The following is a 26102-nucleotide window of genomic DNA, read 5'->3' as shown; positions in this document are numbered from 1 at the left end:
ATGTCTCCTCAGCAGTCCAGTGGGTTGCGTTTTTCCGGGTCGATGCCGAACTTGACGATGGCCTCAGCCACGACTTTAGGTTCGATATCACCGCGGTCAGCCAGTGCTTCCAGGGCTGCCAACACCACGAAATGACGGTCAACTTCGAAGAAATGACGCAGTTTCTTGCGGCTGTCGCTGCGGCCGAAACCGTCGGTGCCGAGGACTTTGAATTCCTTGGACGGTACCCACTGACGGATCTGCTCGGCGAACAGCTTCATGTAGTCGGTAGAGGCGATGACCGGACCCTTACGGCCGTTCAGGCACTCTTCGACGTAGCTCAGCTTAGGCTTTTGGCCCGGCTTCAGACGGTTGCTGCGCTCGACAGCGAGGCCGTCGCGACGCAGTTCGTTGAAGCTGGTAACGCTCCACACGTCAGCGCCGACGTTGAACTCTTCACGCAGAATCTTCGCCGCTTCACGGACTTCACGCAGGATGGTGCCGGAGCCCATCAGCTGGACGTGGTGCGCCGCATCGCGAGTGTCTTCTTCGAGCAGGTACATGCCTTTCTTGATGCCTTCTTCGGCACCGGCCGGCATGGCCGGCTGCTGGTACGACTCGTTCATCACGGTGATGTAGTAGAAGATGTCCTGTTGCTCTTCGGTCATCTTCTTCATGCCGTCCTGAATGATCACCGCCAGCTCGTAGCCGTAGGTCGGATCGTAGGTGCGGCAGTTCGGGATGGTCGCGGCCAGCAGGTGGCTGTGACCGTCTTCGTGTTGCAGGCCTTCACCGTTCAGGGTGGTGCGGCCGGCGGTGCCGCCGATCAGGAAGCCACGGGTACGGCTGTCGCCGGCAGCCCAGGCCAGGTCGCCAATACGCTGGAAGCCGAACATCGAGTAGAAGATGTAGAACGGCAGCATCGGCTGGTTGTGGCTGGAGTACGAAGTACCGGCAGCGATGAACGAGCTCATGGCGCCTGCTTCGTTGATGCCTTCTTCAAGGATCTGACCTTTCTGGTCTTCCTTGTAGAACATCACCTGGTCTTTATCGACTGGCTCGTAGAGCTGGCCGACGGACGAGTAGATACCGAGCTGACGGAACATGCCCTCCATACCGAAGGTACGGGCTTCGTCCGGGATGATCGGAACGATGCGCGGGCCGATTTCCTTGTCCTTGACCAGTTGCGCGAGGATCCGCACGAAAGCCATGGTGGTGGAAATTTCACGGTCGCCGGAACCGTCAAGGATGGCCTTGAGGGTGTCCAGGTCCGGCGTCGGCACGCTGAAGCTTTGTGCGCGGCGCTGAGGCACGAAACCGCCCAGTGCAGTGCGACGCTCGCTGAGGTAGCGGGCTTCGGCGCTGTTTGGCTCTGGCTTGAAGAACGGCAGGTTCTCCAGCTCTTCGTCCTTGACCGGGATGTCGAAACGATCGCGGAACAACTTCAGGCTGTCGACGTCGACTTTCTTGGTGTTGTGCGCAGTGTTTTTCGCTTCGCCGGCACCGGTGCCATAACCCTTGATGGTCTTGGCGAGGATGACGGTTGGTTGTTCTTTGTGGTTGACCGCTTCGTGGTAAGCCGCATAGACCTTGTACGGGTCGTGGCCGCCACGGTTGAGTTTCCAGATCTCGTCGTCGGACAGATCAGCAACCATCGCCTTGAGTTCTGGCGTGTTGAAGAAGTGTTCACGGACGAACGCGCCGTCTTTGGCTTTGTAGTTCTGGTACTCGCCGTCGATGACTTCGTCCATGCGACGTTGCAGGATACCGTCGACGTCTTTGGCCAGCAGTGGGTCCCAGAAACGGCCCCAGATGACTTTGGTCACGTTCCACTGAGCACCGCGGAACACGCCTTCGAGTTCCTGGATGATCTTGCCGTTGCCGCGAACCGGGCCGTCGAGGCGCTGCAGGTTGCAGTTGATGACGAAGATCAGGTTGTCCAGCTTCTCGCGGCCGGCCAGGGAGATTGCGCCCAGGGATTCCGGCTCGTCGCACTCGCCGTCGCCCAGGAAGCACCAGACTTTCTGTTTGCCCGGCTGGATGAAGCCGCGGTGTTCCAGGTACTTCATGAAACGTGCCTGGTAGATCGCTTGAATCGGACCCAGACCCATCGATACGGTCGGGAACTGCCAGAAGTCAGGCATCAGCCAAGGGTGCGGATAGGACGACAGGCCCTGACCGTCGACTTCCTGGCGGAAGTTGTTCATCTGGTCTTCGGTGATGCGGCCTTCCATGAACGCACGGGCGTAAACGCCTGGCGAGGTGTGGCCCTGGAAGTAGATCAGGTCGCCGCCGTGTTCGTCGGTCGGGGCCTGGAAGAAGTAGTTGAAGCCGATGTCATACAGGGTCGCACTGGAAGCGAAGCTGGAGATGTGACCACCCAGGTCAGAATCTTTCAGGTTCGTACGCATTACCATGGCCATCGCGTTCCAGCGCACCAGCGAGCGAATGCGGCGTTCCATGAACAGGTCGCCAGGCATGCGTGCTTCGTGGGTTACCGGGATGGTGTTGCGGTAAGGCGTGGTGATGGCGTAAGGGAGCTGCGAGCCACTGCGGGTCGCGAGTTCGCCCATACGGGTCATCAGATAGTGAGCACGGTCTTCGCCTTCTTTGTCGAGAACCGATTCCAGGGCGTCCAGCCATTCCTGGGTTTCGACGGGATCGAGGTCTTGCATGGCTTGCTCCAGGGCGGAAAGGCTTCCAGAATCGGTTGCCTGAGTTTGCGACTGGCCTTGTGGGCAGACGATTTAAAATTCTTGGATTGCCGATAGGTTGTTCCGGCGGCGTGTAGTTTTACTACAAATCATCCGGCATTTCAGCCTTTCGAATGTATAGACGAGTAGTAAAACTACAGAAGAATGGCTTGTGGCCTCCGGCTGCGTTGTGAGAATAATCGTTAAGGTTGGTCTTTTGCCATCCGAAAAAGGTGAAACTTTGATGTTCGCTGCCAAAGAGAAAGAAATTTCAGCTATTTCTAACTTTTGTTCGACAGTCCTCCGGGTAGCGGGTTTTCACCAATCACTACAAGCGGCCATTTACACGCCGATCAAGGATAGACCATGACCCTGCCCGTGCTTGCCGAACTGCCCGCCATTCTCCTGCCGTTGGTCACTCGATCCGAGCAGTCGTTCCGTACGGCCGTCGCCACGCTGGAGGACGATCACGGCTTCGCGAGCTGGACGCCAGAGCGCTGGGCGCAGTTCGCCCGCGTCACCGCTGCCAGCGAATTCGTCATTGAACAGAGCGTTCGTGACCCTTTGATGTTGCTTGCGCTGGCGCAGTCTGGCGAACTCGACCGGGCTTTCGCGCCGGGTGAATTGTGTGCGCAGATTGCCGCCGCGGTGAACGCTGCCCAGACTGAAGATGAACTCGGTCGCGCCCTGCGTCGTCAGCGCGCTCGCCATCAAGTGCGGATCATCTGGCGCGATCTCACCCGTCAGGCAGATCTGGTGCAAACCTGCCGCGATCTCTCGGACATGGCCGACGCCACCATCGACCAGGCTTATCAATGGTTGTACAGCCGCCATTGCGAACAGTTCGGTACGCCGACCGGCCGCCGCAGCGGTGAGCCGCAGCAAATGGTCATCCTCGGCATGGGCAAGCTCGGCGCCGTCGAGTTGAACCTGTCTTCGGATATCGATCTGATCTTCGCCTACCCCGAGGGCGGTGAAACGGTGGGCGTGAAGCGCTCGCTGGATAATCAGGAATTTTTCATTCGCCTCGGCCAGCGCCTGATCAAGGCGCTGGATCCGATGACCGTTGACGGCTTTGTATTTCGCGTCGACATGCGCCTGCGTCCGTACGGTTCGTCCGGCGCGCTGGTGCTGAGCTTCAACGCGTTGGAGCAGTATTACCAGGATCAGGGCCGTGACTGGGAACGCTACGCGATGATCAAGGCGCGGGTGGTCGCTGGCGATCAGGTCGCGGGCGCGCAGTTGCTCGACATGCTGCGGCCGTTCGTTTATCGGCGTTATCTGGACTTCTCGGCAATCGAAGCGCTGCGCACCATGAAGCAGCTGATCCAGCAGGAAGTGCGGCGCAAGGGCATGGCCGACAACATCAAGCTGGGCTCCGGCGGGATTCGTGAGGTCGAGTTTATTGCTCAGGCCTTTCAGCTGATCCACGGTGGCCGCGACTTGAGCCTGCAGCAGCGTCCTCTATTAAAGGTATTGAGCACGCTGGAGGGGCAGGGCTATCTGCCGCCGGCAGTGATCAGCGAGTTGCGCGAGGGCTACGAGTTTCTGCGCTACACCGAACACGCGATTCAGGCGATTGCCGACCGCCAGACCCAGATGCTGCCGGATGGCGCACAGGATCAGGCGCGCATTGCCTTCATGCTCGGTTTCGCCGACTGGGACGCCTTCCACGAAAAACTGATGTTCTGGCGTGGCCGCGTCGCCTGGCACTTCGCCCAGGTGATTGCCGATCCCGACGAGGAAGAAGGCACCGAAAGCGAAGTGATGGTCGGCGGTGAATGGCTGCCGCTGTGGGAAGAGGCGCAGGACGAAGAGGCGGCGTGCCGGCAGTTGGAGGAGGGCGGTTTTGCCGATGCCAGCAAAGCTCTGAAGGCGCTGGCCGGATTGCGCAGCAGTCCGCAGTTGCGCGCGATGCAGCGGCTGGGGCGTGAGCGTCTTGATGCGTTTATTCCGCGCCTGTTGGCGCAGGCCGTCGAGCATGCCAATCCGGATCTGGTGCTTGAGCGGGTGTTGCCGCTGGTCGAAGCGGTCGCTCGGCGTTCGGCTTATCTGGTCTTGCTGACGGAAAACCCCGGTGCGCTGCGACGCTTGCTGACGCTGTGCGCGGCGAGCCCGTGGATCGCAGAGCAGATCACGCGCTTCCCGCTGCTGATGGATGAATTGCTTAACGAAGGGCGTTTGTTCAAACCGCCCTTGGCGCCGGAACTGGCGGCTGAATTGCGCGAGCGGCTGACGCGGATTCCCGAAGATGACCTCGAACAACAAATGGAAGCCTTGCGCCATTTCAAACTGGCGCACCGCTTGCGCGTCGCCGCCTCGGAAATTGCCGGCAGCCTGCCGCTGATGAAAGTCAGCGATTACCTGACCTGGCTGGCCGAGGCGATTCTCGAGCAAGTGCTGGCCCTGGCCTGGCGCCAGACTGTGGCCAAGTACGGCACGCCACTGCGTACCGACGGCACCTTGTGCGATCCCGGTTTCATCATTGTCGGTTATGGCAAAGTCGGCGGCCTGGAACTGGGGCATGGTTCGGATCTGGATCTGGTGTTTATCCATGACGGCGATCCGCAGGCTGAAACCGACGGACCGAAGTCGATCGATGGCGCGCAGTTCTTCACGCGGCTCGGACAACGGATCATTCACCTGCTAACGGCGCAGACCAACTCCGGTCAGCTCTATGAAGTGGACATGCGTCTGCGGCCATCCGGGGCCTCGGGGCTGTTGGTCAGCTCGCTGGGTGCGTTTGCCCGCTATCAGGAAAATGAAGCCTGGACGTGGGAACATCAGGCCTTGGTGCGTGCGCGAGTGCTGGTCGGCAGTCAGGATGTCGGTCACGCGTTCGAGAAGGTTCGCGCCCAGGTGCTGGGCAAGGCACGTGATCTGGCGAAGTTGCAACAGGAAGTCAGCGAGATGCGCGCGAAGATGCGCGATAACCTCGGCACCAAGAGCACCGCAGCTGGTACGGCAGCAAATGCCTTCGATGCCACGGCGCCGTTCGACCTCAAGCAGGACGCCGGTGGTATCGTCGATATTGAATTTATGGTGCAATACGCGGCTCTGGCGTGGTCGCAAAGCCACCCGCCACTGCTGCGCTGGACCGATAACATCCGCATTCTGGAAGAGCTGGAGCACGAAGGGCTGATGCCTGCCGAAGATGCCAGCCTGCTGCGCGAGGCCTATAAAGCCTACCGCTCCGCCGCCCACCGGCAGGCCTTGCAGAAGGACGCCGGGGTGATTGCAGGAGACCAGTTTGTTGAAGAGCGGCGACAGGTTTTGCGGATATGGAAAGAGATGGGGCTAAGCTGATAGCGCGCCGATGAAGGCAATGAGATTCAAAAGGTGGGAGCGAGCCTGCTCGCGATAGCGGAGTGACAGTCGACAGTCATGTTGAAGGTAATGACCCATCGCCAGCAATGCCGCTCCCACAGTGATTATCGAGGCGGGGAGGCGTAAATGCCTCCCCGGTTCGTTTATGGAAACCACATGAATATTCTGATCGTTGGGCCCAGTTGGGTCGGTGACATGGTGATGGCGCAGACACTGTTTCAGTGTCTCAAGCAGCGCCACCCGCAATGCGAAATCGACGTGCTGGCCCCCGAGTGGAGCCGGCCGATCCTTGAACGCATGCCTGAAGTGCGCAAGGCCTTGAGCTTTCCGCTCGGTCACGGCGCGCTGGAATTGGCAACGCGTCGGCGCATCGGTAAGTCCCTGCGCGGCCAGTACGACCAGGCGATCCTGCTGCCGAACTCGCTGAAATCGGCGCTGGTGCCGTTTTTCGCTGGCATCCCGAAACGCACCGGCTGGCGCGGCGAATTCCGCTATGGTCTGCTCAACGACGTGCGCATCCTCGACAAACAACGCTATCCGCTGATGATCGAGCGTTTCATGGCGTTGGCCTATGAAGCGAGTGCCGAGCTGCCGAAACCCTATCCACGTCCGAGCCTGCAAATCGACCCGGTGACCCGCGACGCCGCACTGGCCAAGTTTGGCCTGACGCTCGACCGCCCAGTGTTGGCCTTGTGCCCCGGCGCCGAGTTCGGCGAATCGAAGCGCTGGCCGTCCGAGCACTACGCGAAAGTCGCCGAAGCACGTATCCGCGAAGGCTGGCAGGTGTGGTTGTTCGGTTCGAAAAACGATCACTCGGTCGGTGAAGACATTCGCGCACGGCTGATCCCGGGCCTGCGAGAAGAATCGGTCAACCTCAGCGGCGGCACGTCGCTGGCTGAAGCCATCGACCTGATGTCCTGTGCCGACTCGGTGGTCTCCAACGATTCCGGTCTGATGCACGTCGCCGCTGCGCTGAACCGCCCATTGGTGGCAGTCTACGGCTCGACCTCGCCGGGCTTCACCCCGCCGTTGGCCGAACACGTCGAAGTGGTGCGTCTGGGCCTCGATTGCAGCCCGTGCTTCGACCGTACCTGCCGCTTCGGCCATTACAACTGCCTGCGCCAGCTGATGCCGGACGCGGTCAACGATGCCTTGCAGAAGTTGCAGGGCTCTGTGGTCGAGGTTCATTAAGTTGCGGGTACTGCTGATCAAGACTTCATCGCTGGGCGACGTGATTCATGCGTTGCCGGCGCTGACCGACGCCGCCCGGGCCATCCCCGGGATCAAATTCGACTGGGTCGTCGAGGAAGGCTTCGCCGAGATTCCGACCTGGCACCCGGCCGTTGGCAAAGTGATTCCGGTGGCGATCCGCCGCTGGCGCAAGAACATCTGGAAGACCATCACCAGCGGTGAGTGGAAACGCTTCAAGCAAAGCGTGCGCGCGAATAAATACGATTTGGTGATCGACGCCCAAGGCCTGCTGAAAAGTGCCTGGCTGACCCGTTACGTCAAAGCGCCGGTGGCGGGCCTCGATAAAGGTTCGGCCCGCGAACCGATGGCGTCGCGGTTCTACGATCGCAAGTTGGCCGTGGCCCGTGGTCAGCACGCTGTCGAGCGTGTGCGGCAGTTGTTCGCCATCGCCCTCGGTTACGACTTGCCCAAAGGTTTGGGCGACTACGGCCTCAACGTCGAACGTCTGGTCGAGTTACCGCGCAAAAATGCTTTTGTGGTGTTCCTGCACGGCACCACGTGGGACACCAAACACTGGCCGGAAAGCTACTGGCGCGAACTGACCGAACGCGTCGGTTACCTCGGCGTCGGCGTCAAGTTGCCGTGGGGCAACCCGCAGGAAAAGGCTCGTGCCGAACGCATCGCTGCCGGTTTCAAGCACGCCGAAGTGCTGCCGAAGCTGAATCTGGCCGGCGTCGGCAAAGTCCTTGCCGGTGCGCAAGCGTGCGTCGCGGTGGACACCGGTCTCGGCCATTTGGCCGCTGCACTGGACGTGCCGACCATCTCGCTGTTCGGCCCGACCAACCCGGGCCTGACCGGCGCCTACGGCAAACTGCAGATTCACCTGGCCAGCGACTTCCCGTGCGCGCCGTGCCTGCAAAAGAAATGTACCTATCAACCGACCGCGCAAGATGCCCGTCAGTTTGACCTGAAGCGTGAACAGCCTCTGTGCTTCACGCGTCTGAACCCCGAGCGTGTCGCCAGCCGACTGAGCACGTTGTTAATGGCTGAGGAGCTGCGCTGATGCAATTGGCATTCGTCCTGTACAAATATTTCCCGTTCGGTGGCTTGCAGCGCGACTTCATGCGCATCGCCCTCGAATGCCAGAAGCGCGGTCATCAGATTCGCGTTTATACGCTGATCTGGGAAGGCGACGTGCCGCCCGGCTTCGAAGTACTGGTGGCGCCGGTCAAGGCGTTCTTCAACCACCGTCGCAACGAAAAACTCAGCGCGTGGATGGCAGCGGACCTGGCCAAGCGCCCGGTCGATCGCCTGATCGGGTTCAACAAGATGCCGGGGCTGGACGTCTACTACGCCGCCGATGGCTGCTTCGAAGACAAGGCGCAGAACTTGCGCAATTCGCTGTACCGCCGCTGGGGCCGTTATCGCCACTTTGCCGAGTACGAGCGCGCAGTGTTCGCCAAGGATGCGAAGACCGAAGTGCTGATGATTTCCGAAGTGCAGCAGCCGCTGTTCATCAAACATTACGACACGCCGCTTGAGCGTTTCCATCTGCTGCCGCCAGGCATCGCCCAGGATCGTCGCCGCCCGGCGGATGCCGATGAGATTCGCGCCGGTTTCCGTGCTGAATTCAATCTGAAGGACGACGAGCTGCTGCTGGTGCAGATCGGCTCCGGGTTCAAGACCAAGGGCGTTGATCGCAGCCTGAAAGCGCTGGCGGCATTGCCCGCTGAGCTGAAGACGCGTACCCGGCTGTTTGTAATCGGCCAGGATGACCCCAAATTGTTCCAGATGCAGAGCGCGACTTTGGGTCTGGGCGACAATGTGACGTTCCTCAAGGGGCGCAGCGATATCCCGCGTTTCCTGCTCGGCGCCGACCTGTTGATCCACCCGGCGTACAACGAGAACACCGGTACGGTGTTGCTGGAAGCGCTGGTCGCCGGTTTGCCGGTGCTGGTCAGCGCGGTCTGCGGTTACGCCCATTACATTGCCGAGGCAGACGCCGGGCGAGTGCTGGACGATCCATTCGATCAGGCACAGCTGACGCAATACCTGACCGACATGTTGAATGACGACGCTGCACGGGCGGCCTGGAGCCGCAATGGTCTGGCCTTCGCCGACACGGCCGACCTCTACAGCATGCCGCAGCACGCGGCCGATGTGATTCTGGCGGAGCACGCTTAATGAAGTTGATGCTGGCTGAACCGTTCAAAAGCCTTTGGGCCGGACGCGATCCGTTCGCCGAAGTCGAAGGCTTGCAGGGCGAGGTATACCGCGAGCTGGAAGCACGCCGGACACTGCGCACGGAAGTCGACGGTAACGGATTCTTCGTGAAGATCCACCGTGGCATTGGTTGGGGCGAGATCTTCAAGAACCTGCTGACCGCCAAGCTGCCGGTACTCGGCGCAGGTCAGGAGTGGACAGCCATTCAGCGTCTGCAGGAAGTCGGCGTGCCGACCATGACCGCCGTCGCTTACGGCGAGAAGGGCAGCAATCCGGCGGATCAGCACTCGTTCATCGTCACCGAAGAGCTGGCGCCGACCATCAGCCTCGAAGACTTCAGCATCGACTGGGGCAAGCAGCCGCCCGAGCCGAAACTCAAGCGCGCGCTGATTGCCGAAGTCGCGCGCATGACTGGCATGATGCATCGCGCCGGCGTCAACCATCGCGACTGCTACATCTGCCATTTCCTGTTGCACACCGATAAACCGGTGACACCGCAAGACTTCAAACTCTCGGTGATCGACCTGCACCGCGCCCAGACTCGCGCGAAGATTACTCAGCGCTGGCGCAACAAGGATCTGGCCGCACTGTACTTTTCCGCGCTGGACATCGGCCTGACCCGCCGCGACAAGCTGCGCTTTCTCAAGGGCTATTTCCAGCAGCCGCTGCGCCAGATCCTGGCGCAAGAAGCGCCGCTGCTGAACTGGCTGGAAGGCAAAGCCAATAAACTCTACGCACGCAAGCAGCGTTACGGGGATGCGCTCTGATGGCGGGTTGGACTCTCGAGCCGCAATACGGCGAGCTCGCCGAAGACTTCGGCAGCCTCGAAGCGGTATTTGCGTTGCAGGGCGAACGCCTGACCCGTGACCCGCTGTCGGAAGTGATTCGCGTGCAGCGCAACGGCGTCAACTATTACGTCAAACGCTATGTCGGCGCCGGTAAAGGTCTACGCCGCTACCTCGGCAAGCCGCGGGTAAAGATGGAATGGCAGAACCTCAAGCGCTTCGCCAAGTGGGGCATTCCTACCGCTGAAGTGATCGCTTGGGGGCTGGAACGACGTGGCGCGGCGTATGACCGTGGCGCGATGATCACCCGCGAACTGCCGCACACCGAAGACCTCTCGGCGCTCGCCGAGCGCAAGGATCCGAAGCTCAAGGATCGCGTCTGGGTCGACGCTGTCAGTCGGCAACTGGCCGGTTATACCCGGACGATGCATGATCACCGATTTACCCATAACGATCTGAAATGGCGCAACCTGTTGATCGATGACCAGGCGCGTATATTTCTGATCGATTGCCCTAACGGCGAGTTCTGGCGCGGCTTCTGGCTCAAGTATCGGATCACCAAGGATCTGGCCTGTCTCGATAAACTCGCCAAATACCACCTGTCCAATACCCAACGCCTGCGCTTCTATAAGCAATACCGCCAGTGCGATCGGCTTGATAGCGCCGACAAGAAACGGATTCGGCACGTGGTGAGATTTTTCGAGGGACGCGAATGACTGATTTTCTCGCCGCTGAAGACCGCGCGCTGCTTGAGCGCCATGGTCTCGGCAGTTTCGACGCATTGTGGGCCAAGCAGCTTGAAGCTGTGGATGAACCCAATACCGCCCGTGGTGGCTGGAGTAGCGTCTTCCGTCTGGACCTGGAAGGGCAGGGCTATTACCTCAAGCGCCAGAGCAATTACCTGACGCGCACTTTGCACGCGCCTTTCGGTGAACCCAGTTTTGCCCGTGAGTTTCGCAATATCAGTCGCTATCGCAAGCTCGGCATACCCGCGCTGCAGGCGGCGTTCTTCGGTGAACGCAAGGTCAATGGCGAAGTTCGCGCGATCCTGCTGACCCGCGCTCTGGACGGCTGGAGCGATCTGGAATCGCTGTTGCAGCGTTGGGCGCAGCTCAGTGCCGCGCAACAGTCGGCCATCCTCAAGGCTTGCGGATTGCTGGCTCGGCATCTGCACGGTGTGCGTCAGGTGCACGGCTGCTTCTATCCCAAACATATTTTTCTGCGAGCCAGCGGTGACGGGTATCAGGCGCAATTGATCGACCTGGAAAAAACCCGTCCTTTATTGTTCGGCATGCGTGACCGGATCAAGGATCTGGAGCCGCTGCAACGCCGCGCGCCGGAATGGAACGAGGCGCAACTGCGTGAATTGCTCGCGGCTTATCTCGATCAGCCCACCGATAGCTCGCTGCTCGACAGCTGGCTGGCCCGGCTGACCGCGCGCCGCAGTCACAAGGAGACGCGCTGATGCAATTGTCCGAGCTGGCCGGTGTCGGGCGAACCCCGCAACTGCCGCTGACCGTGACCCTGGCCGATGCCGCCGGAAATGCGGATCTGCAATTGCTTAGTTTGCTGCGGGTTCTGCCAGGGCAACGCTACGTCGGCGCCGGTGTCTGGCGTGGCCGTCCGGTACTGGCCAAATTGCTGGTCGGCGGCAAGGCTGCCCGGCATTTTCAGCGTGAGCTGGAAGGCGTGCGCTTGTTGGCCGCGCAAGGCATGACGACACCGTTGTTGCTAGCCGACGGTTTGAACAGTGACGAAGGTGGCTGGCTGCTGTTCGATTTCCTTGAAGGCGCCGAAAGCCTTGGCGATGCCTGGGCAAAGGTCGAGTCGCTGCCGTTGCTCGCAGATGAACAGTCGGCGGTATTGGCCGAGGCGCTCGGCGCCATTGGCCAATTGCACGGCAAAGGCCTCTGGCAGGAGGATCTGCACCTGGATAATCTGCTGCGTCACGGCGGCCAGTTGTACTTGATTGACGGCGCCGGAGTATGCGCAGAGACCGCTGGTCAGCCGTTGTCGCGACAAAAAGTCCTGGAAAATCTCGGGGTATTTTTCGCCCAGTTACCCAAGGCGCTTGAGCCGTTCACTGAAGAATTGCTGGTGTATTACCTGTTGAGCAACAGCGAGCACGCGCTCCCGCTGGAAGCCTTGCAGAAACAGATCGACAAAGTACGCCGGTGGCGTCTGAAAGACTTTCTGCTCAAGGTCGGTCGCGAGTGCACGCTGTTCAGTGTGCAGCGTGGAGCGTTCGGTCTGCGCGCAATTCGTCGTGAAGAAGAGCCGGCCATGCTGCCGGTGCTTGCGCAGGCGGATGCGCTGCTTGATCAGGGCCATATGTACAAGACCGGTGGTGCGGCGAGCGTCGGCAAGGTTCAGGCCGGTGTGCGCACTCTGGTGATCAAACGCTACAACATCAAGGGCTTTGCGCATTGGCTCAAGCGTTTCTGGCGTCCGAGTCGCGCCTGGCATTCGTGGCGTGAAGGCAATCGCCTGGCGTTCCTCGGCATCGCTACGCCCAAGCCGCTGGCGGTGCTGGAGAAGCGCTTTTTTTGGCTGCGCAGCCGTGCGTATCTGGTGACCGAGTTCCTGCCGGGGCCGGATATCATCGAGCGCTTTGCGCCCTATGTTGAAAGTGGCGAAGCACCGGAGGCAGAATTGCAGGCGCTGGACCTGTTGTTCGCGCGATTGATTGACGAGCGCATCAGCCATGGCGACTTCAAGGGGCACAACCTGTTCTGGCAGCAGGATCGCTGGGCACTGATCGATCTGGATTCGATGTGTCAGCATGGAACTATCGGCAGTTTCGCGCCGGCCTATGCCCGTGACCGTGCGCGATTCATGCGTAACTGGCCTGAAAGCAGCGCGCTGTATCAGATTATTGATCATCGTTTGCCCAAGGACATTTCCAGCGCGGCCTGAGTCAAACCACTACAGCAGTGGAGGACAAGATTCAGCGACTTGTCCTACAGCCTCTCCAGAAGCCATGAACTGTGCCCCGTTCAGCCCCGATGCTAATTTGCCCAACGACCTTGGAGGGCGAATTTTAATGATCAGACAGGCTGTAACAGTGAGTGCATTTTCATGGGTTCTGGCCGGCTGTGGCAGCGTCATGACCGTATTGCAGGACGATGCCGACGTCGCCCGGGACATGCGCAAACAAAACACCTACTGCCAATCGATTCCGCGGATTTACAGCGGGCTGGCATTCGATTTCTGCGTGCTTAACGCGCCCCCTGATCCCAGCGGATTTCTGGTGCCGTTCGTGCTGCTGGATCTGCCATTGTCCGGTGTATTCGATACAGTAGCGTTGCCTTATACGGTTTTTCGTCAGGTCACCGACGGCAACCTCGGTATTTACTGGCGCAAGGGCGGTTATTGAGGCACAGGGCAAGGTTTCTCCAATCCATTCACCCTGGGGCAATCGCGCAGGGTAATTCCCCTCTCGTTTACGCTATAATCCCGCCCTTTAGCTGTCACTCGCCCTGTGCGAGGGCACATCAATTTTCAAGGCGCATCGCGCCTGCACGCAGACTAAAGAGGCTAGACCCCTGTGGCATTGACGATTCTTGGCCTGTCCGGCGCCCTTAGCCATGATCCTTCAGCGGCCTTGTACATCGACGGCAAGCTGGTGGCGGCGGCTGAAGAAGAGCGCTTCGTACGCGATAAACATGCAAAGAACCGCATGCCCTACGAATCGGCGAAGTTCTGTCTGGAACAGGCCGGCATCAAGCCGTCCGATGTTGACGTGGTCGCGATTCCATTTGCCCCGATCAGCCTGTTCGGCAAGGCGCGCTGGCACTACGCCAAGCGTTATTGGTATGCGCCGGACCGCGCGCTTGATGCGATCCTGATGGGCAATCGCCGTTACAAGCGCTATCGCAACAAGATTGTCTGGTGCCTGGAACAACTGGGTTTCGATCCGAAAAAAATCAAGATCGAGCCGGTCGAGCACCACCTGGCTCACGCCTCCAGCGCCTACCACTGCTCGGGTTTCAAAGAAAAAACCGCGATCCTCGGTATTGACGGCAAGGGCGAGTACGCCACAACCTTTTTCGGCTATGGCGAAAACGGCAAGATCCACAAGATCAAGGAATTCTTCGATCCTGACTCCCTCGGCGGCCTGTATGGCGCGATCACCGAGTTCCTCGGTTTCGAGATGCTTGATGGTGAGTTCAAGGTCATGGGCATGGCGCCGTACGGCGACGCCAGCAAATACGATTTCTCGCGTCTGGCCTCGTTCGAGAACGGCGAGTTGGTGATCAACACCGACTACGCCAACGTGATCGGCCTGCGTCGCTACAAAGAGAAGGGCAAAGGTTTCTACTTCTCGCCGAAGCTGATCGAGTGGCTGGGTCCGAAACGCGAAGGCGACATCGCTGACGAGCCATACATCCACTACGCCGCGAGCATGCAAGCGCTGTTCGAGAAACTGGCGTTGCAGATGATCGACCACTACCTGGGCGATGTGCTCAAGGAAACCGGCAAGCTGGCATTCGCCGGTGGCTGTGCGTTGAACGTCAAACTGAACCAGAAAATCATCGCTCGCGACGACATCAAAGAGCTGTTCGTTCAGCCGGCGTCCGGCGATGCCGGCACTGCAGTCGGCGCCGCTGCCTACGTGTCGCACGCTCGTGGCGTACCGGTCGAGAAGATGGAGCACGTCTATCTCGGCCCGTCGTACAGCAACGAAGACGTGATTGCCGCCTGCGCGCGTCACGAGAACAAGCCGACCTGGCGCAAGCTCGACAACATGCCTGAGCAGATCGCCAAGATCATGGTCGATGGCAACCCGGTGGCCTGGTTCCAGGGACGTATGGAGTTCGGTCCACGCGCACTCGGCGGCCGCTCGATCATCGGTTGCCCGAGCGTGGCTGGTGTGGCTGACCGCATCAACCACCAGATCAAGTTCCGCGAGCGCTGGAGGCCTTTCTGCCCGTCGATGCTCGACACCGTTGCGCCACAGATGATCAAGATCGATCACCCGGCACCGTTCATGACCTTCACGTTCGAAGTGGCGGAAGAGTGGAAGACCCGCGTACCGGAAGTTGTCCACGAAGATGGCACCTCCCGTGCCCAGGTGCTCAAGCGTGAATACAACCCACGCTACTACGACATGATGAAGGCGCTGGAAAACCTGACCGGCAACGGCGTATCGCTGAACACCTCGCTCAACCGTCGTGGCGAACCGATGATCTGCTCGCCGACTGACGCACTGAACATGTTTTTCGGCTCTGATCTGGAATACCTGATCATGGAAGATATTCTGGTCGTAAAAGAGGGTGTAAAAGGATACGAACTTGACTGAAACACTGATCAGCGTCGTCATTCCGGTTTACAACTATGCGCGAACGCTTCCACGTGCAGTGGAATCGGTGTTGGCGCAGTTGGATGAGGCGACCGCGGATCTGCTGGTCATCGACGACGGGTCAACGGACGATACCCCCGAGGTAGTCGAAAACCTCCTGCTCAAGCATGGCGGGCGCTTCCGTGCGCTGCGCAAAGCCAATGGCGGCTTGTCGTCGGTGCGCAATCGTGGGCTTGAGGAGACGACCGGGCGGTATCTGGTATTCCTCGACTCCGATGACGAAATGGCTCCCGGCGCACTGGCTGCGCTTTCTGAGCATATCGCCAGTCATCCGCACAGCCTGATGGTGATCGGTGCACATTGGTCGGTGTTCGCCGACGGGCGACGCAGCTTGCAGGCGGCCAAGCCGTTGCCTGTGACGCCGCGGCAGCGCTTGCAGGGTTACCTGTTGAGCAAGACGGTATCGATTTCCAACGGTGCCTGCGCGATGCATCGCGATGTGTTCGTTATGGGTAATTACCCGGAACACTTGCGCAACGTCGAGGATTTGCCAGTGTTTGCCCAGGTGCTGGCGCGCTATCCCTGCACCGTTCTGGACAAGCCTTTGGCGTTGATCTACAAGCATGCCGACAGCATGCGCCATGATTTGCGGCAAAGCCTTGCCGCCGGTACGGAGCAGGTCGTCAGCGAAGTCTTTTCCAGTCGACGAATGCCCGACGAAATGAGTGATTTACGCCAGGCCTTTCTTGCGCAACGCTGCTTGTCGTTGTTTCGTGACTGTTATTCCCATGGCGAGTACAAGCTGGCCAAGGCATTCTATTTTCAGGCCTTGCGTGCGGACTGGCGGACGTTTTCGCGCTGGTCCTACACGCGTAAGGCGTTGCGGTTGCTGTTTCGGTAAACGGGTCGCGGAGACTACGCGGGCCTTGTAACGGATGTCGGTGAGGTGGCTGGGTGAAAGGTACGGGCGGTAGCGTGGCAACTCGAGTCTCCAGAGTCATCGACGAATACCCGGTTTGGCTGGCGTTTCTGGGCAGTGCGCTGTTATCGCTGATTGCGGTTCTGGGCACCGCGACAGTGGGGCGTGATGCCGCGCTGTATATCGATATCGCGCAACAGGTCACCGAGCACGGGCCTAATGTGGCCTGGGCCACTTTCGACTGGCCATGGTTTTCCTTTCTTCTGGCCGGTACGCATACCGTCCTGCATTTGCCGCTCGAGCTGAGCGCCTATCTTTGGTGCGCGCTGTTTTTTGCCGGCACCAGCGCGCTGATGGTGGACTGCGTACGTCAACGGTCTGCGCAACTCGCCGGTTGGGCGTGTCTGGTGGTATTGGCAATGCCGGCGGTGAATGCCTTCCGAAACGACATCATCCGTGAATGCGGTTTCTGGTTCTTCTGCACCCTGACACTCTGGCTCGCGCTGCGCTGGCAAGCCCGTGGCGGTTGGCTGCGGGCTGCACTCATCCATCTCGCCATTGTTGCGGCTGCCTTGTTTCGACTGGAAGCCCTGCTCCTGGTGCCGGCCTTGGCGCTGTGGCAGTTGCCTAATCTGTGGTCGTCGAGCCGACGGATGCAATTCGCTCAGTTTTCGCTGCTACCGGTTTTGGGATTGGTGGCTGTTTCAGTTACCGGTGTGCTCATGTCGGCGCGCGTGATGCTGTATCTGGACATGATCGAGCCGCACGGTGTGTTTGCATCCTTTCAGATGCTGTGCGAGCAGTTTGCCAACTCGCTCATCAACAAGTATTCCCAGGATGAAGCCGGTCGGATCATTTTCTTTGGCATCCTGGCGACCATGGCGATCAGCTTCGTGAAGTTGATGGGGCCTTTCGCCGTCCCTTTCGTGCTGCGACGTAACTGGGGATTTCTGGGTGTTTACTGGCGCGAGTACCGTCCCTTCGCCTGGACGGCGTTGTTGTATCTGATCGTGCTGGTGCTGTTTTTCATCAAGCAACAGTTCATGAACGCGCGCTACCTGAGCTTTCTGAATCTGTTGTTTGTGCCCGTGCTGGCGATGGGGCTGGCGGCGTTTGTTCGCGATTTCCCGCGCTGGGGCAAGTGGCTGGTGGTGCTGGGGTTGTTGGTTATGCTGTCGAACGTCATTTCCACCGGTGCGGGTAAAACGCATTACGTCGAGGCCGGTCGCTGGTTGTCCGCGCATGTCGAGCCGGGTGCGAAGACGTATTTCGAGGATGGGCGGATCAGCTATTACGCCGGTCGCGGCTACGTGATGCCGGTACTGACCGCTGAGGAAGCGATGTCGGCAGCTCACGCTGGCGACTATCAGTACTTCCTCATCGAGGCCAAAGGTGACGAGCCTTGGTTGAATGATTGGCTGGTGGCGCACAAGCTGCGCATCATCGAGCATTTCGCCAATCGCAAAGGTGCCACCGTGGTGATTATAGGTCGCTAAGGCTTAACCGAGCAGCGGACGCAGGCGTGAGATCAGCGGCGCTTGTCGGTGGCTCGGCAACGCCTGGCGATAGCCTTCGACAAAAGTTTCGCCGGCGTCCTGACCGAGCAACCATTGGCGGTCCTCCTTGTAGCGCAGCAAGTGAGCGAAGTTGCGCAGCCGTTTACTGTCACTGAGTGCGTGCTTCTGGCAGCGCAAGTCGGCGATATCGATCAGGCCCAAATGCTTGTCCGGGGTCTGCACGACGTTGCCGAAGTGCAGCGACCGAAAGTACACACCTTTTTCGTGTAGCAGAGCGAAGTAGCCGCCCAGCTGGAATCGCAGTGAGTCAGCTTCTTCGCCAGTGCTTTGTAACTGACGCACTGTATTGCCTTGCAGCGGGCTGTAATACACAGCGTCGCGTTCGATGCTCGGAATGCGGTACACCGCGATCACTTTCGGGCAGAGGATGCCACGCTGTTCGAGTGCCCGGGTGTTGTCGGCAAAGCGTTGTGCATAGGGGTAGAACAGCGCCGAACTGAGCAACCGCTTGCGGCGGAACAGCTTGAGCATGCGTCCATCGGCCAATCTGAGCACCTTGTCGCCGGAACCGTCGGCCTCCAGTACGTGTGCACCTTTGCGCAGTGCCTCGTAAGTGCTGTGATCAATCGATTGCATATCGGGCTCCCCATCATTAGCGGGGTATCTTAACCGACTTGGTCGAAGGCTGGCTTGAAGTCATGTTTATCGGGGCAAAAACGCGTGTGATATCATCGGCACCTCACTGAATTGCGCGGATCACCATGAGCAGTCCTGAACCGAAAGCCCAGTCCACGCTGGCGATCTATTTCCGCCTTTTGGCTTACGTGCGGCCTTATGCCGGCCTTTTCCTTCTCAGCATCGTCGGGTTTCTGATCTTCGCATCGACTCAACCGATGCTCGCTTACATCCTCAAATACTTTGTCGACGGTCTGGCCAATCCTGAAGCCAGTCTGTTCCCGGGCAACCCATATCTGGGCAAGCTGCAGTTGCTCGAAACCGTGCCATTGATGATTGTCTTCATCGCGCTGTGGCAGGGCGTGGGGTCGTACCTGGGTAACTTCTTCCTGGCGCGGGTTTCGCTGGGGCTGGTGCATGACCTGCGGGTGGTGCTGTTCAACAAGTTGCTGGAGTTGCCCAATCGCTTCTTCGACAAGAACAATTCCGGCCATCTGATTTCCCGAATCACCTTCAACGTGACGATGGTCACCGGTGCAGCAACGGATGCGATCAAAGTCGTCATCCGTGAAGGTATGACCGTGATTTTCCTGTTCTGCACGCTGTTGTGGATGAACTGGAAGCTGACTCTGGTGATGGTCGCCATCCTGCCGTTGATCGGTTTGATGGTGAACAGCACCAGCAAGAAATTCCGCAAGCAAAGCAAGAAGATTCAAGTCTCTATGGGCAACGTCACGCACGTCGCCTCCGAGACCATTCATGGCTACCGCGTTGTGCGCAGCTTCGGTGGCGAGCAGTACGAAAAGGATCGCTTTCGCGATGCCAGCCAGAGCAACACTGACAAGCAGTTGACGATGACCAAGACCGGCGCGGTTTACACGCCGATGCTGCAACTGGTGACTTACAGCGCCATGGCCGTGGTCATGTTCCTCGTGCTGTATCTGCGCGGCGATGCTTCGCCGGGCGATCTGGTGGCTTACATCACCATGGCCGGCCTGCTGCCGAAACCGATCCGTCAGTTGTCGGAAGTCAGCTCGACCATCCAGAAGGGTGTGGCCGGTGCCGAGAGTATTTTCGAGCAACTGGATGAGCCGGCGGAGGTGGATCGGGGCACGGTCGAGCAGGATCGTCTCGAAGGTCGTCTGGAAGTGCGCAATCTCAGCTTCCACTACCCCGACACCGACAAAGCGGTGCTCAACGACATCAGTTTTGTTGTCGAACCGGGGCAAATGGTCGCGCTGGTTGGCCGCTCAGGCAGTGGCAAATCGACCCTGGCCAGTCTGATTCCGCGCTTTTATCAGCATGATCATGCGCAGGGCCAGATTCTGCTCGATGGCGTGCAGGTGCAGGACTTCACCCTGCGCAGCCTGCGTCGGCAGATTGCTCTGGTGACCCAGCAGGTGACCCTGTTCAACGATACGGTGACCAACAACATCGCTTACGGCGATCTGGCCGGCGCGCCGTTCGATGAAGTAAAGCGCGCGGCTACAGAGGCCTATGCCGACGAGTTCATCATCAAGATGCCGCAAGGTTATGAAACCATGGTCGGCGAAAACGGCGTGCTGCTGTCCGGCGGCCAGCGTCAGCGCATCGCCATCGCCCGGGCGCTGCTCAAGGATGCGCCGCTGCTGATTCTCGACGAGGCCACTTCTGCTCTCGATACCGAGTCGGAGCGGCATATTCAGGCTGCACTGGATCATGTGGTGAAAAACCGCACGACCCTGGTGATCGCTCACCGCTTGAGCACGATTGAAAAGGCCGACCTGATTCTGGTCATGGACGAAGGCCGTATCGTCGAGCGCGGCTCTCACGCGCAATTGCTCGAGCAGAACGGCTATTACGCCCGTCTGCATGCCAAAGAGTTTGAAGAGGGTGACGAGCCTCAGCCGGCACACGCGACCAACGTATGCTGACGATGTTTCGCAGCTTTCGCGAGCGTGGCTGGAGCGAAATCGACCGCGACAGCTACGCCCGGGCCTGGCAGCGTTTCGGTGGCAGCTTTGCCACGCACCCCGAAGTCGTCGAGCGTTTGTCGACATTCCTGGGCATCGAGTTGCGCTACCTGGGCTGGGTGATTGGCGGTGAAGTGCTTGCCGCCGTTCCCTGCTGGGGCCGGCATGTCGCCTTGTCCAAGGAAGTGCTCAAGCGCGAGGGCAAGCGTGGATTGCTGGACATGGGCAATGCGGAAATCATTCTGCCGATCGCGCCAGATGTCAGCGTACCGGTGCGCCAGCGTATGGCTTATGTCTCCCAGCTCAATGCCGATCAGATCAGCACATTGAAGCCACAGCCTGAGGGTTTGGCTCTGGCTCGGCTCCCGGAAGAGTATTCGAAGAAATTCCGCTACAACCAGCGTCGTGAGCAGCGCCTGCTGGAAGAGGCGGGCGGATCGCTGGTGCCGATGTCCGACTTTACCCCGCAGGAACAGGCTGCCGCTTACGGTGATTTGTTCCAGCGTCGCTGGGGCTTCGAGGTGCCGGGCAAGGCCGGGCTGGTTGACGTATTTACCTTGCTGCGCGAGTTCATGACCGGTTCGGTGGCGATGCTCGATTCGGCACCCGTGGCCATTCAGGTGCTGTACCGCGTCGAGGCCCCGCAATGGGTTTCGCTGGAATACATCAACGGTGGCGTTGACCCGCAGAGCCGCGAGTTCAGTCCCGGCAGTGTGCTGAGCTTCGTCAACACCCAAGAGGCCTGGGCGCACGCGCAAGCTCTGGACAAGCCTTTGCGCTATTCATTCGGTCGTGCCGACCGTGAGTACAAGGATCGCTGGTGCCACACGGTGCCGGTCTACAGGGTCTGAATTCATGAGCGCTCGCAAGCAACAGCTTCTCAAGGCCCATCGGCGCAACAAGCGTCTGTTCCTGATTGCCTTCCTGGTGGGGGTGTTGCTGATCGGATGGCTGGTTGCGTGGTGGCTGGTGCCAGTGTTGCTGGTGCTGGCCTGGGTCGCGCACGAGGCCTGGTTCGCCGATCATCTGTTCTATCGGCCTTCTGACGACTATCAATACGACTTTCCGTCACGCACGGCCCGGCAGGCCGTGAGCCTTGAGGGCGGCCTGGTGCGCCTGGGTGAGCCGCTGGCGCAAGGCGAGACATTGGTGCTCGAGCTTGAAGTGAAATCCACTTGGCTGGGGCGCTGGCTAGACCCCTATATTGAAGTGGGCGCAGATCGCCAGGACTTCGAGCGCGGGGTCAACGGCCGGCGTTTCCTCAATCTTTCCGGGCAGGCCGCTGCGCTGGCGCAAGGTTCGTTGACGTTGCGCGGCCGCTATTGTGCGCCGAGTGCCACGGGCACGCTGTGGGTCATGCTCAACGCTGACTATGCCCACCAGCGAGTGATGGTCATCGCTCCTCACGCCGATGATGCCGAGCTTGCGGCATTCGGTCTTTACAGCCGCTGCGAAGACGTCAGCATCGTCACGCTGACCCAAGGCGAGATCGAAGCTGAAAACTTCCAGCGACTGGGTCTGGACCAAGCCGCAGCCGCGCGGTTAAAGGGGCGTTTGCGCAGTTGGGACAGCCTGACGATTCCGCTGTGGGGCGGAGTGCCCGCCGAGCGTTGCGTGCAACTGGGTTATTACTGCCTGCAACTGCCCTCGATGGCCGAAAAACCGACCCAGGCGTTCGGCTCCCGGGAATCGCAGGAAAACGACATCCGCAGTGTGCGCCGGCACAACCCGTTGACCTTGCCTGCAGACGTCGATGGGCAGCCCACCTGGCAAAATCTGCTGGGCGACCTGACTGCACTGCTTGAGCACTATCGTCCAGACGTGATTGTCACACCGCATCCTGAGCTTGATCCTCACAGCGATCATGTTGCCTCTACCCGGGCGTTGCTTGAGGCTATCGAGCTGAGTCACTGGAAACCGACAACCCTGCTGATGTACGCCAATCACCTGCACGACAACGATCGCTGGCCGATGGGGCCTGCCGGTGCCGGTATTGCGCTGCCGCCGGCCATCGAGCCATTGCCGGCTGACCGGCTGTGGAGTCCGCTGTTGTCAGCGGATGTGCAACTGGACAAAGCCATGGCACTGGCCATGGAACACGATCTGCAGGGCGGGCAAGTGTTCAAACGGCAATTGCGCCGCTGGATCCAGCAGGCTCTGGCCGGCCGTCGCTGGCCTGAAACGGGCAGTAACGAGTTTTTCCGCAAGGCGGTCCGGCGTCACGAGTTGTTCTGGGTGCGCGACCTTTCAGATTGAGGCGGACGGCGCTTTACCCTGTGTTAATATCGCGCCCCTGTTCATTTTGTATGTGGGTTGCTCCATGAAGTTGTCCATGCCGCGTTTCGATCAAGCCCCGGTCTTGGTAGTCGGCGATGTCATGCTCGACCGTTACTGGCATGGCGGAACCTCACGGATTTCCCCTGAGGCGCCGGTGCCGGTCGTTAAGGTCGAGCAGATCGAAGACCGTCCAGGTGGCGCCGCGAACGTTGCCTTGAACATTGCCGCGCTGGGTGCGCCGGCGTCGCTGGTCGGTGTGACCGGCGACGACGAAGCTGCCGACAGCCTGAGCAACAGTCTCAAAGGCGCGGGCGTTCGTGCCCTGTTCCAGCGCATCGCGCACCAGCCAACCATCGTCAAGCTGCGGGTCATGAGCCGGCACCAGCAACTGCTGCGTATCGACTTTGAAGAACCGTTCGCCACCGACGCCCTGGCCCTCGGTTCGCAGGTCGACGACCTGCTCGAAGGCATCAAGGTGCTGGTACTTTCCGACTACGGCAAAGGCGCTCTGAAAAACCATCAGGCGTTGATCCAGGCCGCCCGCGCGAAGAACATCCCGGTGCTGGCCGACCCGAAGGGCAAGGATTTCTCGATCTATCGTGGCGCCAGCCTGATTACCCCGAACCTCAGCGAATTCGAAGCCATCGTCGGCGGTTGCGTCGATGAGCATGAGCTGGTGAGCAAGGGCGCCGGCCTCATGCACGACCTCGAACTCGGCGCGCTGCTGGTGACACGCGGCGAACACGGCATGACCCTGCTGCGTCCCGACCAGCCGGCACTGCACCTGCCAGCCCGTGCCCGTGAAGTGTTCGACGTCACTGGTGCCGGTGACACGGTAATTTCGACCCTGGCCGCAGCGATTGCCGCCGGTGAAGACCTGCCCCACGCTGTTGCGCTGGCCAATCTGGCCGCAGGTATCGTCGTCGGCAAGCTGGGTACGGCGGCCATCAGCGCCCCGGAACTGCGTCGCGCCATTCAGCGTGAAGAGGGTTCCGAGCGTGGTGTGCTCGGTCTTGAGCAGTTGCTGCTCGCCGTGGCCGATGCCCGCGCGCACAACGAAAGGATCGTCTTCACCAACGGCTGCTTCGACATCCTGCATGCCGGGCATGTCACCTACCTGGAGCAGGCGCGAGCACAGGGCGATCGTCTGATTGTCGCGGTCAACGATGATGCTTCGGTCAGCCGCCTCAAAGGCCCGGGCCGTCCGATCAACAGCGTTGATCGACGCATGGCGGTTCTCGCCGGCCTCGGCGCTGTGGACTGGGTGATCAGCTTCCCTGAAGGCACCCCGGAAAACCTGTTGCGCGAGGTCAAGCCGGATGTGCTGGTCAAGGGCGGCGATTACGGCATCGATCAGGTGGTCGGCGCTGATATCGTTACCGCTTATGGCGGCACCGTGAAGGTCTTGGGGCTTGTGGAAAACAGCTCGACAACTGCGATTGTCGAGAAGATTCGCAGTCGTTGATCAGATGAATTTTTACCGTTGTGTACTGCGTGTGAACGGATTTTGCCTTGGGGATTTTGCCGTTTCCGTTGATGTAGGCAGCTTTGAATCCGATGCGCTTGCCTGTCTACGTCGCGTGGTCAATTAACCTATGAAAGTCATGCTCCTGGTGATGGACGAGCAGCGGGTCATTCTCGACCGGCTCTACGACATCGTGCAGCAGAACTGTGATGAATGTTTCATCTATCGTTTGAGCAAACAGCAGCAGTTGCATCTGGGGACGTTTCTGGCCTCGGTCGATTACCAGACCTTTGATCGCGTGGTGATTTTCTCCCGGGTCAAGCGTCTGGCGACGCAACTGCAAGTGCTCAAATGCATACCCGGGCTGGTTTTCCTTGAGCACGATGCCTATCAGAACTACATGCCGGCGAGTAAGTACCGTGGCGTGTATTCCCGTCTGTACAGCCGCCTGCCGAGCTGTCGGGCGTTGGTGTCCGGTGCCGTGGTCGCGCGCAAGATGTTGGCCGAAGGCATCGACACGGTGTTCGTCTCCAAAGGTTACGACGAGCAGATGCTGCACAACACCGGTGTTGAGCGGGACATTCCCGTCGGCTTTCTTGGCAGCCTGAAAAGCACCGAGTACGCCGAGCGCAAAGCCATGCTCGAGTCGCTTTCGCAACGTACCGGGATGCTGGTGACCCGCACCAAGTCGGGTGAGGAATACCTGCAGACACTCAATCGCATCAGGATTTTCGTCAGCGCCGACATCGGCATGAACGAGTTCATGATCAAGAACTACGAAGCCATGGCTTGCGGCTGTGTGCTGCTGGCCTGGAGCCAGGGCGAAGAAGACCGCTTGCTCGGCTTTGAAGACATGCACAACACCGTGTTCTACCGCAGCGAAGAAGAGGCGGTGGAGAAGATCAAACTGCTGCAAAGCGATCCGGAACTGGCAGAGCGTATTGCCCGCAACGGCCAGGAGTTTGCGCAAAGTCGTTATTCCTTTGCCCGTGTCGGTCAGGCGCTGGCCACGGAAATCCAGCGTGAGATGCGCCCATGGCAGCCGCCTTCAGCGTTTACACGGTTCTGGGTGAAGCTGCGTTACGGAATGAAGGTGCCGGTCTGAATGAAGGACGATTACATGGCGCTGGATGCGCTGCCCGGTGGTGATCAATCCGTTCTGGAGGCTTTGCCTGCTGAGCTTCTCGACTGTCTGGGCCGTACGCCCCGGGTCGTGTTGATTGCCAACAATCCGGCTATCACGGCGGCAGATTTTCAGGCACTGAACATTGGCGTTGATGACGTCGTCGTCAGCTTCAATACCTGCATCAAGGCGGGGCTGCTCAACGAGCACAGCGTCAATGTCTTCGTACATGGCTACAACGCGCCGGACGCGTATTTTTTTGGTCTGCCTTACGCGCCCCCGGTACAGCGGATGTTTGAACAGGCGAGTGAGCGCTGTTTCAGCATGCTGGTGGGCTGCGCCGCGCCGATGTGTCCACTGCCACGTGTGGCCATGTATTGGGATCGCATTCCATTGCCGCCGCTGTGGAACTACCCGGTCGATCGCCCGGGTGGCAAGCGCTACGTTGGGCCTTCTACCGGTTTCAACACGCTGGTGTTGTTCGACTGGTTGCGCGCTCATGCCGGTTATAACTATCAGCTCATGACCCTGGGGTTTTCCAACGAAGCCGGAAAACTCTGGGGCGGCCATGCCTGGGACTATGAGCGTGACTGGCTGCAGAAGTCGGACATCATTGTGGTGCCTCTGCAACCCCTTCGCTGGTGGCAGAAGCTGTTTCGGCAGAAGTAAGCGAT

General features: G+C 59.7%; 20 protein-coding genes. 18 read left to right on the top strand and 2 right to left on the bottom strand.

All coding sequences use genetic code 11. The features are described from left to right. Positions 1-8: 8 nt before the first annotated feature. Positions 9-2654, bottom strand: coding sequence for a pyruvate dehydrogenase (acetyl-transferring), homodimeric type (gene aceE, locus ACOYXE_RS20150; RefSeq protein ID WP_007915682.1), 2646 nt, complete (start codon positions 2652-2654; stop codon positions 9-11). 384 nt (positions 2655-3038) lie between these two features. Between aceE and glnE the strand changes: the two genes are divergently transcribed. From glnE to ACOYXE_RS20090, 12 genes are all read left to right on the top strand, one after another. Next, a complete protein-coding gene (gene glnE / locus ACOYXE_RS20145; protein WP_160055223.1) occupies positions 3039-5978 on the top strand; it encodes a bifunctional [glutamate--ammonia ligase]-adenylyl-L-tyrosine phosphorylase/[glutamate--ammonia-ligase] adenylyltransferase in 2940 nt (979 codons plus the stop codon). A 177-nt stretch (positions 5979-6155) separates the two neighbouring features. Next, positions 6156-7190, top strand: a complete 1035-nt coding sequence (gene waaF / locus ACOYXE_RS20140; protein ID WP_460926496.1) for a lipopolysaccharide heptosyltransferase II — start codon at positions 6156-6158, stop codon at positions 7188-7190. 1 nt (position 7191) lies between these two features. Continuing rightward, a complete protein-coding gene (gene waaC, locus ACOYXE_RS20135; RefSeq protein WP_016985658.1) occupies positions 7192-8253 on the top strand; it encodes a lipopolysaccharide heptosyltransferase I in 1062 nt (353 codons plus the stop codon). Further along, a complete protein-coding gene (locus ACOYXE_RS20130; RefSeq protein WP_405122437.1) occupies positions 8253-9374 on the top strand; it encodes a glycosyltransferase family 4 protein in 1122 nt (373 codons plus the stop codon). The genes waaC and ACOYXE_RS20130 overlap by 1 nt, the downstream gene beginning before the upstream one ends. Next, a complete protein-coding gene (gene rfaP, locus ACOYXE_RS20125; RefSeq protein WP_160055231.1) occupies positions 9374-10180 on the top strand; it encodes a lipopolysaccharide core heptose(I) kinase RfaP in 807 nt (268 codons plus the stop codon). The genes ACOYXE_RS20130 and rfaP overlap by 1 nt, the downstream gene beginning before the upstream one ends. Continuing rightward, a complete protein-coding gene (locus ACOYXE_RS20120; RefSeq protein WP_405122436.1) occupies positions 10180-10914 on the top strand; it encodes a lipopolysaccharide kinase InaA family protein in 735 nt (244 codons plus the stop codon). The genes rfaP and ACOYXE_RS20120 overlap by 1 nt, the downstream gene beginning before the upstream one ends. Then, entirely contained in the window at positions 10911-11663 is a 753-nt protein-coding gene (locus ACOYXE_RS20115) for a lipopolysaccharide kinase InaA family protein (RefSeq protein WP_160055237.1), read from the top strand. Before ACOYXE_RS20120 ends, ACOYXE_RS20115 begins: the two co-directional genes overlap by 4 nt. Next, the gene (locus tag ACOYXE_RS20110; protein WP_160055239.1) at positions 11663-13114 is read left to right on the top strand and encodes a lipopolysaccharide kinase InaA family protein; all 1452 of its coding nucleotides are present in this window, start codon (positions 11663-11665) and stop codon (positions 13112-13114) included. The genes ACOYXE_RS20115 and ACOYXE_RS20110 overlap by 1 nt, the downstream gene beginning before the upstream one ends. Positions 13115-13241: 127 nt before the next feature. Then, complete coding sequence (locus tag ACOYXE_RS20105) at positions 13242-13574, top strand: YceK/YidQ family lipoprotein (protein ID WP_160055241.1); 333 nt, start codon at positions 13242-13244, stop codon at positions 13572-13574. A 171-nt stretch (positions 13575-13745) separates the two neighbouring features. Continuing rightward, positions 13746-15500 carry a carbamoyltransferase family protein gene (locus tag ACOYXE_RS20100; protein ID WP_123448351.1) on the top strand — a complete coding sequence of 585 codons (1755 nt, stop codon included), beginning with the start codon at positions 13746-13748 and terminating at the stop codon, positions 15498-15500. Beyond that, on the top strand, positions 15493-16401 hold the full coding sequence (locus tag ACOYXE_RS20095) for a glycosyltransferase family 2 protein (protein ID WP_160055244.1): 909 nt from the start codon (positions 15493-15495) through the stop codon (positions 16399-16401). Before ACOYXE_RS20100 ends, ACOYXE_RS20095 begins: the two co-directional genes overlap by 8 nt. Before the next feature lie 74 nt (positions 16402-16475). Further along, on the top strand, positions 16476-17915 hold the full coding sequence (locus ACOYXE_RS20090) for a hypothetical protein (protein WP_405122435.1): 1440 nt from the start codon (positions 16476-16478) through the stop codon (positions 17913-17915). A gap of 3 nt (positions 17916-17918) precedes the next feature. Here ACOYXE_RS20090 and ACOYXE_RS20085 read toward each other — a convergent pair whose 3' ends face one another. Further along, positions 17919-18572: a toluene tolerance protein gene (locus tag ACOYXE_RS20085; protein WP_160055249.1), complete on the bottom strand. Its 654-nt coding sequence runs from the start codon at positions 18570-18572 to the stop codon at positions 17919-17921. A gap of 125 nt (positions 18573-18697) precedes the next feature. On the opposite strand from ACOYXE_RS20085, the gene msbA reads away from it, so the two are divergent. From msbA to ACOYXE_RS20055, 6 genes are all read left to right on the top strand, one after another. Further along, positions 18698-20524 (top strand): lipid A export permease/ATP-binding protein MsbA, encoded by a 1827-nt coding sequence (gene msbA / locus ACOYXE_RS20080; protein WP_160055252.1) that lies wholly within the window; start codon positions 18698-18700, stop codon positions 20522-20524. Further along, on the top strand, positions 20518-21414 hold the full coding sequence (locus ACOYXE_RS20075) for a GNAT family N-acetyltransferase (RefSeq protein ID WP_460926495.1): 897 nt from the start codon (positions 20518-20520) through the stop codon (positions 21412-21414). The genes msbA and ACOYXE_RS20075 overlap by 7 nt, the downstream gene beginning before the upstream one ends. Before the next feature lie 4 nt (positions 21415-21418). Then, positions 21419-22819 (top strand): PIG-L deacetylase family protein, encoded by a 1401-nt coding sequence (locus ACOYXE_RS20070; RefSeq protein ID WP_460926494.1) that lies wholly within the window; start codon positions 21419-21421, stop codon positions 22817-22819. 64 nt (positions 22820-22883) lie between these two features. After that, positions 22884-24305, top strand: a complete 1422-nt coding sequence (gene hldE / locus ACOYXE_RS20065; protein WP_160055261.1) for a bifunctional D-glycero-beta-D-manno-heptose-7-phosphate kinase/D-glycero-beta-D-manno-heptose 1-phosphate adenylyltransferase HldE — start codon at positions 22884-22886, stop codon at positions 24303-24305. A gap of 130 nt (positions 24306-24435) precedes the next feature. Next, complete coding sequence (locus tag ACOYXE_RS20060; RefSeq protein WP_160055264.1) at positions 24436-25410, top strand: glycosyltransferase family protein; 975 nt, start codon at positions 24436-24438, stop codon at positions 25408-25410. Further along, the gene (locus tag ACOYXE_RS20055; RefSeq protein ID WP_160055266.1) at positions 25411-26097 is read left to right on the top strand and encodes a hypothetical protein; all 687 of its coding nucleotides are present in this window, start codon (positions 25411-25413) and stop codon (positions 26095-26097) included. It begins immediately after the preceding gene. Positions 26098-26102 lie beyond the last annotated feature (5 nt).

Source organism: Pseudomonas sp. MC6, from assembly GCF_054790575.1.
The sequence above is the reverse complement of the archived record's forward strand: the minus strand, read 5'-3'. Positions and strand labels throughout refer to the sequence as shown.

Excerpts from the sequence above, each read along its gene's own strand:
- ACOYXE_RS20060 (WP_160055264.1), top strand. The coding sequence starts at position 24,436 with ATGAAAGTCATGCTCCTGGTGATGGACGAGCAGCGGGTCATTCTCGAC.
- ACOYXE_RS20105 (WP_160055241.1), top strand. The coding sequence starts at position 13,242 with ATGATCAGACAGGCTGTAACAGTGAGTGCATTTTCATGGGTTCTGGCC.
- ACOYXE_RS20120 (WP_405122436.1), top strand. The coding sequence starts at position 10,180 with ATGGCGGGTTGGACTCTCGAGCCGCAATACGGCGAGCTCGCCGAAGAC.
- ACOYXE_RS20055 (WP_160055266.1), top strand. The coding sequence starts at position 25,411 with ATGAAGGACGATTACATGGCGCTGGATGCGCTGCCCGGTGGTGATCAA.
- ACOYXE_RS20130 (WP_405122437.1), top strand. The coding sequence starts at position 8,253 with ATGCAATTGGCATTCGTCCTGTACAAATATTTCCCGTTCGGTGGCTTG.
- ACOYXE_RS20070 (WP_460926494.1), top strand. The coding sequence starts at position 21,419 with ATGAGCGCTCGCAAGCAACAGCTTCTCAAGGCCCATCGGCGCAACAAG.
- ACOYXE_RS20115 (WP_160055237.1), top strand. The coding sequence starts at position 10,911 with ATGACTGATTTTCTCGCCGCTGAAGACCGCGCGCTGCTTGAGCGCCAT.
- ACOYXE_RS20075 (WP_460926495.1), top strand. The coding sequence starts at position 20,518 with ATGCTGACGATGTTTCGCAGCTTTCGCGAGCGTGGCTGGAGCGAAATC.
- glnE (WP_160055223.1), top strand. The coding sequence starts at position 3,039 with ATGACCCTGCCCGTGCTTGCCGAACTGCCCGCCATTCTCCTGCCGTTG.
- ACOYXE_RS20110 (WP_160055239.1), top strand. The coding sequence starts at position 11,663 with ATGCAATTGTCCGAGCTGGCCGGTGTCGGGCGAACCCCGCAACTGCCG.
- msbA (WP_160055252.1), top strand. The coding sequence starts at position 18,698 with ATGAGCAGTCCTGAACCGAAAGCCCAGTCCACGCTGGCGATCTATTTC.
- hldE (WP_160055261.1), top strand. The coding sequence starts at position 22,884 with ATGAAGTTGTCCATGCCGCGTTTCGATCAAGCCCCGGTCTTGGTAGTC.
- ACOYXE_RS20085 (WP_160055249.1), bottom strand. The coding sequence starts at position 18,572 with ATGCAATCGATTGATCACAGCACTTACGAGGCACTGCGCAAAGGTGCA.
- rfaP (WP_160055231.1), top strand. The coding sequence starts at position 9,374 with ATGAAGTTGATGCTGGCTGAACCGTTCAAAAGCCTTTGGGCCGGACGC.
- waaF (WP_460926496.1), top strand. The coding sequence starts at position 6,156 with ATGAATATTCTGATCGTTGGGCCCAGTTGGGTCGGTGACATGGTGATG.
- aceE (WP_007915682.1), bottom strand. The coding sequence starts at position 2,654 with ATGCAAGACCTCGATCCCGTCGAAACCCAGGAATGGCTGGACGCCCTG.